The sequence below is a fragment of the Pseudomonadota bacterium genome, from assembly GCA_027624955.1.
In the GTDB taxonomy this organism is placed as follows: Bacteria; Pseudomonadota; Alphaproteobacteria; order UBA828; family UBA828; genus PTKB01.
In genome coordinates this window covers 1-17,524 of record JAQBTG010000030.1, presented here as the reverse complement: position 1 = coordinate 17,524, position 17,524 = coordinate 1, and the positions used below count along the sequence as shown (strand labels likewise).

At 58.1% G+C, this 17,524-nt stretch carries 16 protein-coding genes; 9 read left to right on the top strand and 7 right to left on the bottom strand.

Annotated elements, in window-relative coordinates:
* Positions 1 to 7: 7 nt before the first annotated feature.
* Positions 8 to 1,717: an adenylate/guanylate cyclase domain-containing protein gene (locus O3A94_12205; GenBank protein MDA1357015.1), complete on the bottom strand. Its 1,710-nt coding sequence runs from the start codon at positions 1,715 to 1,717 to the stop codon at positions 8 to 10.
* A gap of 160 nt (positions 1,718 to 1,877) precedes the next feature.
* On the opposite strand from O3A94_12205, the gene O3A94_12200 reads away from it, so the two are divergent.
* From O3A94_12200 to O3A94_12165, 8 genes are all read left to right on the top strand, one after another.
* On the top strand, positions 1,878 to 2,804 hold the full coding sequence (locus O3A94_12200) for a polysaccharide deacetylase (protein MDA1357014.1): 927 nt from the start codon (positions 1,878 to 1,880) through the stop codon (positions 2,802 to 2,804).
* A gap of 22 nt (positions 2,805 to 2,826) precedes the next feature.
* Entirely contained in the window at positions 2,827 to 3,168 is a 342-nt protein-coding gene (locus O3A94_12195) for a hypothetical protein (protein ID MDA1357013.1), read from the top strand.
* Between the two features lie 18 nt (positions 3,169 to 3,186).
* Positions 3,187 to 4,221, top strand: coding sequence for a GTP-binding protein (locus O3A94_12190; GenBank protein MDA1357012.1), 1,035 nt, complete (start codon positions 3,187 to 3,189; stop codon positions 4,219 to 4,221).
* Between the two features lie 28 nt (positions 4,222 to 4,249).
* Entirely contained in the window at positions 4,250 to 5,182 is a 933-nt protein-coding gene (locus tag O3A94_12185) for a 3-hydroxyacyl-CoA dehydrogenase (protein ID MDA1357011.1), read from the top strand.
* On the top strand, positions 5,179 to 5,598 hold the full coding sequence (locus O3A94_12180) for a cytochrome c (GenBank protein ID MDA1357010.1): 420 nt from the start codon (positions 5,179 to 5,181) through the stop codon (positions 5,596 to 5,598). Before O3A94_12185 ends, O3A94_12180 begins: the two co-directional genes overlap by 4 nt.
* Positions 5,599 to 5,875: 277 nt before the next feature.
* Complete coding sequence (locus O3A94_12175) at positions 5,876 to 8,986, top strand: PAS domain S-box protein (protein MDA1357009.1); 3,111 nt, start codon at positions 5,876 to 5,878, stop codon at positions 8,984 to 8,986.
* 158 nt (positions 8,987 to 9,144) lie between these two features.
* Positions 9,145 to 9,660 carry a hypothetical protein gene (locus O3A94_12170; GenBank protein MDA1357008.1) on the top strand — a complete coding sequence of 172 codons (516 nt, stop codon included), beginning with the start codon at positions 9,145 to 9,147 and terminating at the stop codon, positions 9,658 to 9,660.
* A 71-nt stretch (positions 9,661 to 9,731) separates the two neighbouring features.
* Complete coding sequence (locus O3A94_12165) at positions 9,732 to 11,153, top strand: class I SAM-dependent methyltransferase (protein ID MDA1357007.1); 1,422 nt, start codon at positions 9,732 to 9,734, stop codon at positions 11,151 to 11,153.
* 16 nt (positions 11,154 to 11,169) lie between these two features.
* Here O3A94_12165 and O3A94_12160 read toward each other — a convergent pair whose 3' ends face one another.
* The 3 genes from O3A94_12160 to O3A94_12150 form a co-directional block, all read right to left on the bottom strand.
* Complete coding sequence (locus O3A94_12160; protein MDA1357006.1) at positions 11,170 to 12,501, bottom strand: phenylacetate--CoA ligase family protein; 1,332 nt, start codon at positions 12,499 to 12,501, stop codon at positions 11,170 to 11,172.
* 173 nt (positions 12,502 to 12,674) lie between these two features.
* Positions 12,675 to 13,007: a RidA family protein gene (locus O3A94_12155; GenBank protein ID MDA1357005.1), complete on the bottom strand. Its 333-nt coding sequence runs from the start codon at positions 13,005 to 13,007 to the stop codon at positions 12,675 to 12,677.
* A 35-nt stretch (positions 13,008 to 13,042) separates the two neighbouring features.
* Positions 13,043 to 13,528: a cupin domain-containing protein gene (locus O3A94_12150; protein ID MDA1357004.1), complete on the bottom strand. Its 486-nt coding sequence runs from the start codon at positions 13,526 to 13,528 to the stop codon at positions 13,043 to 13,045.
* A 136-nt stretch (positions 13,529 to 13,664) separates the two neighbouring features.
* Between O3A94_12150 and O3A94_12145 the strand changes: the two genes are divergently transcribed.
* Positions 13,665 to 14,660 (top strand): NAD(P)-dependent oxidoreductase, encoded by a 996-nt coding sequence (locus O3A94_12145; protein ID MDA1357003.1) that lies wholly within the window; start codon positions 13,665 to 13,667, stop codon positions 14,658 to 14,660.
* A 42-nt stretch (positions 14,661 to 14,702) separates the two neighbouring features.
* Here O3A94_12145 and O3A94_12140 read toward each other — a convergent pair whose 3' ends face one another.
* The 3 genes from O3A94_12140 to O3A94_12130 form a co-directional block, all read right to left on the bottom strand.
* Positions 14,703 to 15,608, bottom strand: a complete 906-nt coding sequence (locus tag O3A94_12140) for an LLM class F420-dependent oxidoreductase (protein MDA1357002.1) — start codon at positions 15,606 to 15,608, stop codon at positions 14,703 to 14,705.
* Positions 15,609 to 15,810: 202 nt separating this feature from the next.
* Positions 15,811 to 16,833: a 4-hydroxythreonine-4-phosphate dehydrogenase PdxA gene (gene pdxA / locus O3A94_12135; protein MDA1357001.1), complete on the bottom strand. Its 1,023-nt coding sequence runs from the start codon at positions 16,831 to 16,833 to the stop codon at positions 15,811 to 15,813.
* 11 nt (positions 16,834 to 16,844) lie between these two features.
* Positions 16,845 to 17,524: FAD-binding oxidoreductase (locus O3A94_12130; GenBank protein MDA1357000.1), on the bottom strand; the 680-nt coding region annotated here is incomplete at its 5' end.

Sequence of the window (17,524 nt, the reverse complement as noted above, 5' to 3'; positions counted from 1 at the left end):
GCGGCGTTTACTCCGCCGCCGAAGAGCGCTCCCGCTTGGTGCGCCGGCCAAGATCCAAATCGACATCCGCCATATTCGAGGCCTTGTCGACGCAACGTATCTGCACAGGTGCGCTGCGCCCCCTAATCGGAATTTCATGCAGCGGGAAATTGTCCAGAGAAACCCCAGCGCGCTTGCAAACATCCTCTGAGACGATCAGTTGGCAGGCATATTCCTTGGTCGCCTGCTCCAAGCGTGACGCCGTGTTGACGGCATCGCCGATGGCTGTGAAAGAGATCGCATTTGAGAACCCCATCTCGCCGACGATCACCATGCCGAGATGAATGCCAATGCCGATTCTGAGTGGCTCATCCAAATCGGCGCGCAGTGATTGGTTTAAGTCATCGAGCGCTATGCTCATGAGGCGCGCCGCCTCAAGCGCCCGCCGGCAACCCTCTTCGGGCGTTGTATTGGCGCCGAACAGGGCCATCACACCGTCGCCGATAAATTTGTCCAATTCACCGCCGGTCTGGCCGACCACCTCACCCATGGCGCGGAAGTAACGGTTAAGGACGAAGACTACGTCATAGGGCAGCTTGTTTTCCGAAAACTGGGTGAATTTGCGAATATCGGCGAACAGAATGGCGACTTCGCGCTCGCTGCCCTGAAGATGGGCGGGCCTGCGGTGGCCGTCCTTGGGTGAAGCGTTAGGCGGCAGCAGCGGGATAACCTCAAGGTCCTTCGTCGGGCGCAACTGGCAGGCGAGGCGCACATGCTCCGGCGCACCCACCCGTTTGAGGACCTTTTGTTCGTCCGCGCTCGCCGCCTCGACATGCTCGCGCCCTTCACCCAAACGAATACGGCAAGTCGAGCAGCGCCCCCGCCCGCCGCACACACTGGCATGTTCGATACCGGCTTCGCGGCTGGCTTCGAGCACGGTGATACCGGGTGTAATTTGTGCGACGCGGCCGCCAGGATAGGTGAGTCGGACGAAGCCGCGCCGGAGTTCAACCGCCCAGCGGACAACGCGCGCCACCACGACCAGCGCCAGCAGCCCGCCGCAAATTTCCCAGATTATCTCCTTCCAATAGCCGACCCAGACGACCGCCGCCTGGTCCGGCCAGTTGATGTGGAGGGTCATGCTCTCGAGCCACATCGGATCTTCGGCCAGCACCTTGATTTCGCGGCCGGCCGCGACGAAGCCGAACACCGCCGTGACCGGCAGGATAATGGCGAACGCGAACAGATAAGGTGAGCAGCTCTTGTACCCGGGTTTCAGGCGCAGCCAAAAATGAACGCCCATGCAGCCATGCAGCCATGCGACGACGAGCAGCACGGTTTGCACGACGCCTTTCTCCGGCGCGTAAACCCAGAGAACCAGGATTTCATAAATGTAGTCATCGATGACCCCGGTCGTGGCGTTGAGCCCGCGTGTCCCCAAGGCATGTTCAGCAAGGAGAAAGGGGATCGCCAGGCCGAGCAAAATTTGCGCAGCCTCCCAGGCGCGCACCCGGAAAGTGCGCCGGTTATAGAGGCTCCACAAGATCAGGATGAAATGGGTAAGAAGGGCGCCGTACAGAAGGATCGTGCCAGGCCAACTACGCCACACGGCAACAAAAATGTCGCGCCCTATATTGAGCGCCTCAATGGAGGCCAGGCCCCAGGCGTGGTTTATCAGATGTGTGCCCACATAAGCGAACAGCACCAAACCCGATGTCAGTCTTATCGTCGTTAACAAACGCCGCTACCCTCCTTGCGCATATCCATGATGACAGGGTTCACACCTAATTACCCGGTTAATGCGGAACAAATTACTTATCGCGGCGGGCATGCGCGCTTGATATCACACCGCCGCTTGCCTAATCTCCCGGCAATTCTAAAATGCCATGGAGGGCGTTATGTCGAAGAAGGAAATCATCTGCGCAATCGGCGTCGATGTTGATGCGGTCGCCGGACAAATCGGTTCTTACGCGGGCGGCAATTCGCCGTCCGATATCTCACGCGGCGTATTTGCCGCCGAAGTCGGCACCCCACGCATGCTGAAGCTGTTCGATACCCTCGGCATTCAGGCAAGCTGGTTCATTCCCGGGCATACGATCGAGACCTTTCCCAAGGAAATGAAGGCCGTCGCAGACGCCGGGCACGAAATCGGCCTGCATGGCTATACCCATGAAAACCCCATCGCCATGACGCCCCAGCAAGAAGCCGACGTGCTGGACAAAACTTTTGACCAGGTCACAAAACTCGCCGGCAAGCGGCCCACCGGCTATGTCGCGCCGTGGTGGGAAATGAGTGCTGCGACGCCACATTTGCTGATGGAACGCGGCATCAAATACGACCACAGCCAGATGCATAACGATTTCACGCCCTATTGGATGCGCATCAACGAAAGCTGGACCCTGATCGATTATTCCAAGCAAGCAAAAAGCTGGATGAAGCCAATGGACAAGGGCACGACTTTCCCGATCGTGCAGATTCCCGGCAGTTGGTACCTCGACGATCTACCGCCGATGATGTTCATGAAAAACGTGCCCAACAGTGGCGGTTGGACCAACCCGCGCGATATCGAGGATTGGTGGCGCGATCAATTCGATTGGGTCTACCGCGAGATGGATTACGCCGTCTACGCCTTGACCATCCATCCTGATATTTCCGGCCGCCCGCAGACTCTCATGATGCTGGAACGCATACTCGGCCATATTAACAAGCATTCCGGCGTGCGTTGGATGACGTTTGACCAAATCGCCGATGACTTCATCAAGCGCAGCCCGTTTAAAGGCAAGCGGCCAAACGCGAAGAAAAAATCGGCCAAGAAAAAGAAATAGGCCGGGGCCGGGGAGCGCTCTTATGTGCGCGCTCTGTGGTGTGCTGATGGATGGCCCGCATTGGACCGAAGCCGGAACCAATGCGGGCCGCTCCGACGATCCGCCCGCCGGGCGCGATCGCTATTTGGAGCGCGATTACCGCATCACCCTGATCAATGATGTGCTCGGCCATTATGGCTGCAACGCGCGGGAATGGGCGGGCAATCAATATGTCGTGCAAAACGCCAGCGGTGGCGCGAGCGAGGTGGTGGTCAATCTGCCTCAGATCTGGCAGGCCATGGAAAACATGACCCGCAAGCTCGCCGATCCCCTCGACGCCAAGCTGATCGGCCGCCTCGAAGCGCGCGCCGCCGGCGCACAATAGCCTGCGCCGTTGTAGTTCATGGCTGCCTATAGCCGCCTTACGCCACTCTTCATCGTCACCGGATTTCTCGGCAGCGGCAAGACGACGCTGTTGAACCGTATGTTGCGCCATCCGGCGCTCAAGGATGCCGCGGTTCTGGTCAATGAATTCGGCGATGTCGGGCTCGATCATTTCCTGGTCGAGAAAATGGATGAGAACACGGTGCTTCTCGAGAGCGGTTGCCTCTGTTGCACCATCCGCGACGATCTCAAGCAAGCCATCATCGAGCTTGATGGCAAGCGCGAGCGCGGCGAGGTGCCGCGCTACAAGCGCATGATCATCGAGACGACCGGTCTCGCCGATCCGTCGCCGATCATCTTCACGCTCAATTCCGATATTATCATCAAGCATCATTACCGCTTGGGCAGCATCATCACCACGGTCGATGCCGTAAACGGCCTGGCGCAATTGAAGCGCCACGGCGAATCGGTCAAGCAGGCGAGCGTCGCCGACCGCATCGTGCTGACCAAAACCGATATCGCCAAGCCGGCCGATGCCGAGCGTCTTCGCACCAAGCTTGAACGCCTCAATCCTTCCGCCGAACTAATTGAAGCAATCGACGGAGAGGTAGACGTCAAGCGCTTGTTGCGTGCGGATATTTATGATGCCCGGACCAAGGGCGCCGAGGTGCGGCGCTGGTTGGCGGCGGAAGAGAAAACCGCGCGCGAACCTGGCCACCGCCATGACGTTAACCGCCACGATGAAAATATTCACACCTTTACGCTGACCTTTGACGCACCGCTCGATTGGACCGCCTTCGGCATCTGGCTGACCATGCTGCTGCATGCCCATGGCGAGAAAGTGCTGCGGGTCAAAGGCATTCTCAACGTCAAGGATGTGGCGGAGCCGGTCGTGATCAACGGTGTGCAGCATGTCGTGCACCCGCCGATACATCTCAAGGCGTGGCCGGACGAAGACCGACGCTCGCGCATTGTTTTCATCGTCGACGATATCGATCGTAAGCTGATCGAGCGCTCGCTCGCCGCCTTCAACGCCGCCGCCTTGGCCGCATGATGTCATCACGCCGTTAGGAGAGCAGAATATGTCTGACAAAGTCGCAATCCTGGGCGCTGGTCTGGTCGGCAGCGCTTGGGCCATCGTCTTCGCCCGCGCCGGCTATGAAGTCTCGCTGTTTGACGGCGACGCGGCGCAATCAAAACAAGCGCTTTCACGAGTCGCCGACAACATGCGTGAACTGGTCGGTTTCGGTCTGTTGGACGATGCTGAAGCGGCCCTGGCGCGTATCTCCATCGCCGCCAACCTCGCCGACGCGTTGGATAGTGCGGTCTATGCCCAGGAAAGCGTCTTCGAGCGCGCCGATGTGAAGACCAAATTCTACGCCGAGATCGACGAAGTGGCGGGGGCGGAATTGGTCATCGGCTCTTCTTCCTCCGGCATTCCGGCGTCGGTGTTTACCAAGGGCCTTGCTTGCGCGCCGCGCTGTTTGATCGCCCATCCGATCAATCCGCCCTACGTCATCCCGCTGGTCGAAGTGGTGCCGACGCCGTGGACCGGCGATGCGGCGGTGCAGAGCTGTTGGGATATCATGCTGGCGGTCGGCATGGAGCCGGTCCGGCTCACCCGCGAAATCGACGGCTTTATCGCCAACCGCCTGCAGGCGGCGCTGCTGTGGGAGGCGTTTCGCCTGCTTGAAGCCGGAATCGCCACGGCGGAGGATATCGACAAGACTATCTCGGCGGGCCTTGGGCGGCGCTGGACGTTCATCGGGCCGTTCGAGACCATCGACCTCAACGCGCCCGGGGGCCTCAAGGATTATGCTGCGCGCCTCGCCCCGGGATTTTTTGAATTCATCAAGCAGGGCGAGCCGGCGGAACCCTGGTCCGATGCGATCATCACCAAGGCCGACAGCGAAATGCGCGCCCGCGTGCCGCTCGACGACCATCCGGCGCGCCAAGCGTGGCGCGATAAGCGGCTGATGGCGCTAGCCAAACATTTTCAAGAAGCTGAAGAATGAACCCGCGAATAATTGGCGCCCGGATATTCGCCGTTGCCGCCTTTGCGCTGTTGCTCGCCGCACCCGTCACCGTTGCGCTGTTTCTTGCGGCGCCCGCCGCCGCCGAGACGGTATCTGTAACCCTGCCGGAGCTGTCGCCCGAGGCGCGGGCCGGCGGCCAGGCCTTCATCCAAAACTGCGCCCAATGTCACGGCATGGTCGGCGGCGGCACAGACAAGGGCCCACCCCTCATCCACAAAATTTACGAACCCAACCATCACGGCGACTTCGCGTTCCAGCGCGCCGTTCGTCAAGGCTCACGGGCGCATCATTGGCGCTTCGGCGACATGCCGCCCCAGCCCCAGGTGACGGATGCCGACGTCAGCGTCATCGTCAAATTCATCCGAGAGGTACAGCGCGCCAACGGCATCGACTAGTCACTGCGCTGACATCGGGCCAGCACCGGGCTCGAGCACTTTCGGTTGGTCCCATTGTTTGTATGAGCGCCTTTCTAGGCGTCGCCGTTCTAGGACGGCATCGCGGAATATCGAAATAAATATCATTGGCAATTTGTCATGCGATATTGTGGGACACGCCGTTCGGCAAGACCGCGCGGAAATGGAAATTAGAAAATATCGGTCAGATATATGATTCGGTCTTTGTTGCAGTCTCTGATTATCGATCACGCGGCGCAGCACCCGGGGGGCGGTTGACTTGCCCGGTGATCCGGATCCCGATAGCAAAATCAGTGCCGCGCTGGCGGAACGCATCACCCTCGCGCTAGAGGCGGCGAACACGGCTGTCTGGGATTGGGACATTGAACAAAATTTGCCGTGGAACTCGCTCGGCGTTCAGGCTCTTTTCGGGCGCGGCGACGATGAACTCGCCGGAGGATTCGACCTTGATGATGGCGGCCACCCGTGGACATCGAACCTGCATCCCGACGACCATGCCGAGGTATTGCGGCGCCTGCACGATCACCTAGAGAACGATACGCCCTACCAAGTTGAATATCGCTATTGCCTGCCGAGCGGCGAATATATTTGGATTCGTTCGACCGGTCAGGCAATACGCGCGGCCGATGGCAGAGCGCTGAGCATGGTTGGTTCAAGCATCGATATCACTGACCGAAAAGCCAGCGAGGAGGCGCAGAGAGAGAGTGAAAGGCGTCTTCGGTTGATAACCGATAATTTGCCCGCATTTGTCGCTTATGTAGACGTTGATGGGTATTACCGATTTGCCAATAGATACTATGAAATCTGGTTCACGCGCTCGGTCGACAAGATCGTCGGACGCCATGTCGAAGACGTCATGGGGCCAGATAATTTTGCGGTCATTTCAGATTCGCACAGAAAAGCACTGTGCGGAGAAGCGACCACCCGGTTTGGCGAATTTGTCTCGACCGATGGGCGAAAATCATATGTTTTCGCACGTTACATGCCCGACTTCGGGTCGCGCGGCGTCGTCCGCGGTTACTACATATTGTCTCAGGATATTACCGAATTGAAAAACACTGAGGACGCGCTGCACGAAAGCGAGACGCGTCTGGCCGAAGCACAGCAAATCGCCAATCTCGGAAGTTGGAGCGTCTATATTGAGGGAAATAAACAAATCGAACCGGCATGGTCTGCCGAGCTCTGCCGCATTTTCGGGATTGCGCAAGATGCTGTTCCCCCCGATTTCGAATCTTTCCTGCGCCATGTGCATGAGGAAGACCGCGACCGGGTGAAGCATTCATGGTCCACTGCGCGCGAGGAACCTGACACGCCGTATACTTTGGAACATCGGATCGTGCGCCCCAGTGGTGAGGTGCGATACCTTCTCACCAAGGCGCGATCTTTTAAGGATAAGGCGCTCGCGGGCAGCCACTGGACCGGCGCGACGATCGACATATCCGAGCGCAAACTGGCCGAGGATGCATTGCGCGAGAGCGAACAGCGCTACCGCGCGGTCGCTGATCTCGCGCAGGAACTGATCTGGATCCACACCGACGGCGTCCTGGTCTACTGTAACGATTACTGCGCCCATTCGTTGGGGCTTAAGTCTCCGGAAGAGCTGATCGGCAGGACTATCCTGTCCATCCTGCATCCGGACGAGCACGCCGCCGCCGCGCAGCGCATTTCCGAAATGCTGACGAAGGGAAGCGTAATCCCGCGCGTCGTAAGACGCCTGTTGCGGCAGGACGGTGGCATCATAATCGCCGAAATTGCAGGGCGCGCGTTCACCTATCGCGGCAAGCCGTCGATACTCTCCGTTGGCCGCGACATCACCGAGAATGAGCGCGCCGAGGAGGCATTGCACAAAAGCCAGAGCCATCTTCAAGAAGCGCAGCGCATCGCCAACATAGGTAGCTGGGAATTTAACGAGCAAACCGGGGAGCTCACTTGGTCCGATGAAGTGTATCGAATATTTGGTGTGCAGAAGGGTGTCTTTCGCCCGAACCTCGACAGCTTCTCTGAAATGGTCCATCCGGACGACCAAATGATCGTGTCGCGCGCGCTCGAACGAAGTGAACGGGGCAGCAAAGACTATTCGTATGAACTGCGTATTGTCCGCCCGGACGACGAGATAAGAACGGTCCGCGTCGCCGCGCTAGCGTTCACCGATGAGGGCGGGGAATTGAGCCGCCGTGCCGGCACGGTTCAGGATATTACCGAGCAATCGAAGGCTGAAGAGCAGCTTCGTCAAGCGATGAAAATGGACGCCGTGGGCCGGCTGACCGGTGGCATCGCGCATGATTTCAACAATCTCATGACGATCGTGAAGATAAACCTGTCGATGCTGCAAGATGGAAATTATGCCAACCTTCAGCCGCAGCTCGTTGAAGAGGCTCTTGAAGCGTGCCAGCGCGGCGCGTCCCTGACCCACCGCCTGCTTGCCTATTCGCGCCGTCAAACGCTCCAGCCGGTGTCGGCGGATCTGAACGAAGTCATGACCGGAATATTGAATTTGTTAGAGCGTACGCTCGGCGCTCATATATCGATTGAAACATTGTCGAGAGCGGGATTGGCGCAGGTAATGATCGATGTGAACGAACTTGAGACGGCGTTGATTAATCTTGCCACCAACGCGCGCGATGCCATGCCGGACGGCGGCGAACTCAGCATTAAAACGGCAAATGTGACTCTCGACGCGGCGCAGGCGGAACGCGGTGCGGTGGACGCCGGCCACTATGTGGTGCTTTCTGTCAGCGACACCGGAAGCGGCATCGCCGAAGATATTATTGACGACATCTCAGAGCCGTTTTTTACCACCAAAGACGTCGGCAAAGGGAGCGGCCTCGGGCTCAGCATGGTGCAAGGTTTCGTCACGCAATCCGGTGGGCACATGACCATCACGAGCGCACCCGACAAGGGCACGACGGTTTCCATTTTTCTGCCGGCTATCATCGAGACGTTGTCGGGTGGGAAGACAAAAGGCGGCGCGGATCATCCGCGCGGATCGGGCCAAAAAATACTCGTCGTCGAGGATGACAACCGCCAGCGGCGCGAAGTCGTGCGGATGCTGGCCAATCTCGGCTATGTTCCCTTGCATGCGGAAGACGGAAGGGCGGCTTTGGCAGCGCTGGAAAGCACGCCGGACATCAAACTCCTGCTGAGCGATGTCGTGCTGGAGGGAGATATGGGCAGCCTAAAAATTGTAGAGGAAGCGCTACATCGGCTCCCCGGTCTCAAGGTCTTGTTCGGTTCCAGCAAAGAAATTTTCGCACAATTGGGCGATACCAAACCGGGCGAAATTAACACTATCGAGAAGCCCTATGACGAAGGATTGTTGGCTACGCGCATCGCCGAAATGATCGGATCGACCAGCCCTTCAGCCGATTGATCTCTCCCACAAGATACAGTTGGCTCTGCCGTGTGCGGCTCTGCCGGGCGGAGGTTCAAGCCTGCTGTCAGCTGCTGGCACGGGTCGTCAAAACATAAACTGGTGGCCACAGCCCATTTACCCTCTCTCTGGACCCTGACGTGGACGGCCTTCAATCAATGCCTATTTCCGTTTCAGCCGAACAATTTTATTTGGATGGTCTCCTGCAAGCTTATGAGGCCGAAATGGCTGGTGAAGTGTACTTCACCGCTCTTTGCGACGTGTTTCCGGAACCCAGCCAGCAGGAAAAATTGGTGCAGCTGGCCAAAGTCGAGCACCGGACATGGACAATCCTCCTGCCATTAATAGAGCGCCATCGGTTGAAACCCCTCGACCGTCCTGCACTGGCGGCGCGGGGAGAATATTGGGTCACGGAACGCGCCCTGCGGCAGTGGCGAGATCTGATGACAAACATGACCACTCGCTATCCCGGCTTCATCGAGAAATTCAAAGCGCTGGAGGCCGAGGGCCCGGACGAAGACAAGCCCGCACTCAACGTCCTGGTCCGCCACGAAGCCGCGCTCCTTGCGTTTGCCGAGCATGAGTTGGCGGGCGCAGCAGACTCTCTCTTGCCGATCCGGGATTTCTTGACCGACACGCAATCGACATCCGGGCGCGCGCACCGCCACAAATAATGATGTTTTCCAACTGCCTCAGTCACGCCTGGCCTGTATGCTGGACGACTGGTTGAGAGGGCAGTTTCCCAATGACGGCGGATTTGTTGGCAGCACTTGGTAGCGCCTTGGAAAAAGGCCATCGGGAAGACGGTGAGGACGTTCTCCACTGCATGGCGCGCGACGAGGCGCTGCTAGCAGCCGGTCTTGAAAATGCATGGCCGCTTGAATGCATTGATGAATGTGTCGTCACGCCGGGCGCACCGGCCTGTGCGGGGCCGCTGTTTGAATTGCCGCGCCGGGCAGCGCGCGCTGGCAATATTGTTGAGCGCCTGTATCTATTGCCGGAGCCCGCTTTGGCGGCGGATGGCGCCTTGGACGACCATCTGGCGCTCGACCGCGGGGCGGGCATCCGGACCACGATCCTCAATATCGGCCCGAGCATAGCCGCCAGCGAACTACCGATCGCCCTGCTTCTCGATTGCACGCTGTGGCGCGGCGCTGACGGCAGCAGTCTTTTGGTCAACGGCTCTGCGGCGCCAGGTTGGATGCTCTCCGCCCGGTCCGATGACATTGCGACCCGCCGGGCGCTCATCGAAAATCTGCGGCGCAACAGCATGCCGGTTGTGGCGGGGGCCTTTGCCCCGGCGGAACTCTACGAGCCGCTCCTGACCTCTGCGCCGTTGGCAAAATTGGCGGCGTCGGCGCTGTGCCGCCGAGGTGGGGACGAAGACTGCTCCTGGTATCACGGATTTTGGCAATATTTGCGCATTATCGGAATTGTTGCCGCGCCCGAGCGTCATGCTGGATTCTATGCCGAGGCATTGGGCGGTTTGGCGAAAAGCGGGGATTATCCGCGCATTCTGATTTCGGCCAATGCGGATTACGCCATGCTGGCGCATCTTCTTCACGCCTATGCTGGGCACATCGAGAATATCGAGATCATGGTCCTCGATATCTGCGAAACGCCATTGATGCTGTGCAAATGGTACGGCGCGCGGCAGGGCGTGCGGATCGAGACTCAGGCCTCAGATATTGTTCAGTGGGAAACCACGCGACAATTTGATCTCATTGTGACGCACTCCTTTCTCCCCATGCTGCCCGCTGCGGCGCGCCAGTCCTTGGTGGCGAAGTGGCTGGGAGTTCTGCGCCCGGGGGGGGAAGTCGTTTCGACGACCCGTATCAATCCCGAATGGACCGAGGCCGACATTCATCCGGATCTGGATCGGGTGCAAGGGTTTCGCGAAAACGCGCAGCGGCAGGCGTTGAAATGGCAGGGCGTACTCGGCATCGACGCCGAGCAATTGGCTGCTGCAGCAGAAAATTACATGCGCCGGATGAAGTCCTTCTCGCTTACCTCAGAGGATGAGCTGCGGACTCTTTTCACAGCATCGGGTTTCACCTTCGATATGTTGAACATCGTCACCGTTGCCGGCAGAGTGGGGCGGCCGCAGGCCGGGCCGGGCACAAGTCAAAGCGCCGAATACGCAGAATTTATTGCCACTCGAGCGTGAGGCGCGAGCTGAAAACTCAAAGCTCCGACTTGAAGTCCTCGAATTTGCCGCTTGCACTGCGTGGGATTTCATCGAAATAGCTGAACGTCATGGCGAATGGATAACCCAGACGTTCGGCAAGGAGGGTGCGCATCTTGTCTTCCTCCTCCGCACTAAGATTGCGCTCAGCCACCAGTTTGATTTCCAGGCGCTCGAGGCTTTTTTGTACAATCTGGTACTGCCGGATCGGCGCAATTTCTGTGAATTTTCGGTTGCTGAAGAACGGCCAGAATTGATCGCCGTTGGGCAAAGTGATCAATCCACGCGCCCGCCCGACAATACGGTTGAAGACTGGCAGGCCCCGGCCGCACGGGCAGGGCTCACCGACCTCGGCAAAATCACCGATATCGTAGCGGATCAGCGGCGAGGCAAAATTATGCAAATGGGTAACCACCACTTTGCCGATTTCTCCCGGCGCGGTGGGACTGCCATCGTCGCTCAATACCTCGACGATCATATTTTCCGACTGCGCGTGGTAATGCGTGTGGCCATGACATTGCAGCGCGATATAGCCGGCTTCCTGGCAGGTATACATATCCGTAAGCGGCACCCCCCAGACCTCCCGGCAAAGCTCCCGGATCGTCGGATTTAGCAGCTCCGACATGGTCTGCACTTCGCGCAATTCCGGAAGGCGGATGTTCTCGGCCTGGCAGTGGCGCAGGATGGCCTCGAGATTTGAGGGGTAGGTAATCAGATAGTTCGCGTCTTGGCGCGCTAACCATTCCACCTGCTTCGCCACCGGAGTCATGATGCTGAGCATGGCCCCCGGGCCGGTGGGCAGCGCTCCGTCGTAAGCCCCGCCCCAAGACTGCGCCTGCTTGCCATCAGGGTAAGGCGCGGTGTTGGAAGAGTCGTAACGGATCGCGGCGAGCTTCGCGCCGAAATCGCAGCGCCGCCAGATATAATCTCTGAGCGTAAACGCGATCCACATCGCGGCGGTCAGATCGGTGGTCAGAACCCGCACCGGCTTGCCGGTCGAGCCGGATGTCGAGATGGTTCCAGTTTTGCCATGGCTTTTGGGCAACGCTCGGCTATGTAGCCGCTCTCCGGCATCCTGGATATCCTCGCGCCGCAACAACGGCAGCTCAGACCATATGTCCGCCGTTAACGGCTGGCCATGGCGCCAGCCGATTTCGGATAATCGATCAGCGTAATAGGGCGTCGTGCGCCGCGCATGGCGCAGCACCTCGGCGGCCTGGCGAAATTGCGCCGCCTGAAGCCGTTCCGGGTCCCACCATTGGCTCTGCTCGAGCTGAAACAGCAGCGACAGCATAATCGCGGAGCGCTGGTTCGGAACAGCAGGCCACAAATTGCCTTCCTTGCTGGGCGTCGGGGAGGGGAGCGCGGAATTTACTGTCATGCGGCGGGACGATAGCATGTCGGCAAGCGGCACGCGGGCTAGATTCTGCTTTGTAAATCCGCAATTATTTCAAAATATTGTAGATAGCAATGTGCCGATATTCTCTCGCCCTTGGAGCAACTTCAGACGCGCGGTTCATAGGCGCTTGCCTTCACCTCGACCAAAGCGTCAAACATAAAGTCGGCGCGCAAGATGGCGCGAGTTGGTAGGGGCGGATTGAAGAATTCCTTATAAGAATCGTTAAGGCCGATGACGTCGCGCGGGTCTTTTAGCCGCACGGTCGTCTCGACGATATCCGAAAGCGCGCAATTCTCTTGGCCGAGCGCTGCCGCGGCGCGCTGGAAGACGCTGCGCGTAGTGTTGTTCGATCCCGCGCTCACCCGCACTCGGCTGCTGTCTGTGCGGCTCGTCCCCGGCGCCGCCTCAAAATATGCGACGGCGTCAATGCTTGGCAAATGAAAGGCGCTATGCCCGGTACGTTGAATTCGACCTAGAGCAGGCTCTTGTCCACCACATGATCGAGCTTCGCCGTGCCGCTCACCATGGTATTTTCAACCGGTATATCGTCCTTATGGTCGATATAGCCGCTCTTGTGCAGGCTTGGCGTGCCGTAATACGCGAAGACGAATTCGCAGGGCTCGTCATAAGGATTGCGCGTCCAGTGGATTTGCCCGGTCTTCACGAAGCAAGCGGTGCCGGGGCCGCATTCCTGTTCCACCATCTCGCCATTTTCGTCGACCGAGCCGTTTACCACTCGGCCCTTGATGACATAGACGACCTCTGACGCGACGGTGTGCTTATGTGGGAAATGTTGCGAGCGCGGCGGAAAAACGCAATGGCCGAAGACGGATTGGTCGTTGTCCTTGGTGGTTTCGTCGGTGATGACATACTGGATTTCAAATCCCGGCATCAGCCGTTTGGTTTCTTCGTCCGTGCCAATCTCTGAAAAATGCCAAACTTGTTTAGTCTCTGACATGAAGTCGTCTCCCTGTGGCTTCTTTTCACTGCTCGCTCGCCTCTATCCACTATGGTGGCGGTATAGCTGAGGCCCCGCAGGTCTATGAAGGTAGCGTGTCTGATTGAATCGATTTGTCAATGCCGTGATAACACAGGTGTCTGAGATATCGACACGGGCATCAGAAACGATCTTGCTCAGGCTGGTTCCCTCGGCCTACGCTGCGCTCGCTCCGCAAGCTCTCCCAAAAACAGAAGGAATAAATGAAATGAAAGTTGGTTTTATCGGTATTGGTAATATGGGTGGTGCGCTTGCGAGCCGGTTAGTTGGAAAAGTCCCCCTTACGGTATTTGATACAGATATTAAGAGACCAGATATTTGGAATCAGGAGGGAGTTACGGTCGCAGAAAATTTGCGAGAACTTGCGCTTGAATCTGACGTGGTCCTCACCTGCCTTCCAACTTCTAATGAAGTTAAAAACATCGTTCTAGGAGAAAATGGAATATCCAATTTCTTAGCACCGGGAAGTTTAATCGCGGACATGACCTCTGGTGACCCGACAGTAACTCGGGAAATATCGGGGCTTATTCTTGAGAAAAAAATAGAGCTTATTGATGCCCCCGTCAGCGGTGGCCCGCGCGGCGCCCGGGAAGGCACCATAGCAATTATGGTGGGTGGCTCTGATACACAGTTTGAACGCGTTAAAAAAGTACTTGGTTTTATAAGTCATAACATTATACATGCTGGGCCATTGGGAAGCGCGCATTCTATTAAACTTGGAAATAATCTGCTGAATCTAATCTGTCGGATGGGAACATTTGAGGTAATCTCAATGCTTGTTCGGGAGGGTGTGGCGCCAGCCATGGCAGTTGATATTATCCAAAAAAGCTCAGGTCGAAATTACGCAACAGAAATAACGTTGCCCGATAATATTTTATCGGGAAAAATGAATCAGGGCTTTTCTACAGCTATGATGGAAAAAGATAGTAGCTTGGCGCTAAAAATTGGCCTTAAGCATGACCTAGATATGGCACTCGGTAAAGTTGCTCAAGAAATGCTCGACCGCACGATCGCTAAATATGGTATGGATGCTGATATGAGCGCAGCGGCAAGCCTTTTTGAAACCGAGACAGGCGCAAAAATCCGACCGTAAAAATTAGAGAATGCGCAGGAACAGGCGTGGTCTTTGACTGTTCTAGGTGACTTCCATTGGCGCTTCCGCCGATATCTTTTCCAGGATAGACGCCATCTCATTTGGGTCAGAGACAAATGATGGAAAATCCAGAATAAGGCGTGTCACGCCGATGCGGTCATATTGCGGAATATCTCTGAGCACACCCTCCGCGGTGCCCGCAATTATCACCGCGTTTATCTCGATTGTTTTTGGATCTCGACCCGCCTCTTCGGCCATCTGATAAAGCGTCGCCAGCGCCGTCTTCAAATCTCCACCCATACTGTAGACGTCATCCGGCGCTTCCGACACGACCTGCCAGCCGTCGGCCAAGGCAATAACCCGCCTAAAACAAGCTTTTCCGTTGCCGCCAATGGTGATCGGCGGATGCGGCTTCTGCAAGGGCTGGGGGCGGCACTGGACGTGGGAGAAACTATGAAATTCGCCGTCATATTTGGGCTCCTCCGCGGTCCACAATTCCTTCCAGATCCGAATATGCTCCTCTGTACGCGCCCATTTTCTTTCGGTCGGAACGCCGAGCGCCTCAAATTCCTCGTTGAGCCAGCCAGCGCCAACACCCACATCGAGTCTGCCGTTCGACAGCACATCGATCGTGGCCATCATCTTTCCAGTCACCACAGGATGCCGATAGGGCGCGACCAACACTGAAAACCCGAGACGCACCCGCTTCGTACAGCCGGCTACGAAGGCGAGGGCGGTAATTGGGTCGAGGTGGCTCCCTTTCGGGTCAGCGATAAAGCCACCGGATTTGGTATAGGGATAGGTCGACACGATCCGGGTTGGCATGATCACATGGTCGGGCACCCAAACAGATTCAAAGCCCCGCGCCTCGGCCAATTGAGCCATCGCGACCATGTTTCCCTGGGTCGCCATCGCACCCATCACCGGAAGCATAAAACCAATTTTCATATCGCCCCTCAAAACTATTAAATTTCGCTACTCGATGCCCGATCAGCAGCCCGGAGGATACCCCATCGCACGTGAGCGGTCATCCTGAGCTTGCCGTCAAGATTTTGTCCTGTTTTCGCAGCTTCCTTCAGATTTCGTCTTCGCTGCCCTCGCGTAATTGGCCTCGGTCAGCGGAGGACATCATGCTGAACTGCGTATCGATTTAGGAATTCACCGCTACCGCTTTATCCCACAGCGCCCGCTTCTCGGTCATTTCCGCCGCCAACTTCAGCGCCGCGATCAGGCTGGTTGCGCTGGCCACACCTTGGCCGGCGATGTCGAGCGCCGTGCCATGGTCGGGCGAAGTGCGCACGAACGGCAGGCCGAGCGTGGTGTTGACGCCACCTTCGAAATCGATCGTCTTGATCGGGATCAGGGCTTGGTCGTGATACATGCAGATCGCCGCGTCATATGTCTTGCGTGCGATGCTGTGAAACATGCTGTCCGCTGGCAGGGGCCCACGCGCATCGATGCCTTCGGCGCGCAATTGGCTGAGCGCCGGTTCGATGATGTTGATTTCTTCCTGCCCTATGCTGCCTTTCTCACCGCCATGCGGGTTGAGTCCGGCGAAGGCCAGGCGCGGCTTGGCTATGCCGAAATCGCGCGTCAGGGCCGCCGCCGTCACCCGCCCGCAATATATAATTTTATCACCCGTCAGTGTGCGGGCGGCCTCGGCCAGGGCGACGTGAATCGTTACCGGCACTACACGTAATTCCGCGCACGCTAGCATCATCACCGCTTCGGCATCCGGGCCGGCAAGTGCGGCGAGAAATTCCGTGTGACCGGGATGGGCGAACCCCGCCGCCGTGAGGACGGATTTTTGAATAGGGTTGGTCACCACAGCGCTGGCGTCTCCGCTCTGGGCCAGTTGTACAGCGCGCTCAATGGATTCGATGACCGCCGCCGCAGTGCTCGTCTCCGGCTGGCCCGCTTGTGCCTCGACCTCTTGCGATAGCGCCAGGACTGGCAGCGCGGTCTCAAAGCAGAGGGCGGCGTCGCTCGGATCATCTATCTCTTGCACTGGCACCGCCAGGCCCAAGTCGATTGCGAGTTGTTGCAGCCGCGCCGGGCTGTCGATGACGAAGAACGGCGCCACGCCCAGAGCGCGGTCGCGCCAAGCTTTGAGCGCGATCTCGCTGCCGATACCGGCCGGCTCGCCCATGGTCACAGCGATCGGAGCGTGCATCGCCGACGCCCTCATTGCCGGTGCGGAACGATGACGCCGGGATTCAGCATGCCGTTCGGATCAAGCCGCGCTTTCACCGCCGCCAGCGCCTCACCCATCAGGGCCGGGCGCTGGGCGCCGTACCACGGCATGTGATCGCGCCCCACCGCATGGTGGTGGGTGATCGTGCCACCTTCGCGGATCAGCGCTTCCGATGCCGCCTGCTTGATCTCTTTCCACTGCGCCAGCTCGCGCCCCGGCGTGGTTTGCGCATGCAGGGTAAAATAAGGTGCGCAGCCGTCGGTATAGGCATGGGTGAAGCGGCAGCTCACATGCCCCGGCACGCCGGTTGCCTGTTTGATAATCTCGTGCGTCGCCGCCTTCACATTGGTGTGGAAATCGGCGAGGCGCTCCCAGGTGATCGCAGTTTCGAATGTATCGTGCAGGATGCCGCAAGAAATCAGGCCCTCGCGCTTGAACGGCGCGCTGATAAACGCCTCGCGCCAGGCATCAGCAGTTTCATCGCGCTCGCCCGCCGCATTGAACTGGCCACCTTTGTCGCGCACGCATTCCAGCGCGCGCGCCATCCACGCATCCACCGGATGGTCGCCGGATTCGAAGCCGAGAACGACCATGTGAAAGCTGCCGTCACCGGCCCCAGCGAGCTTTGTCTCTTCAGCGTCGACCAGACGGCAATTGGACGGCCAGAGAC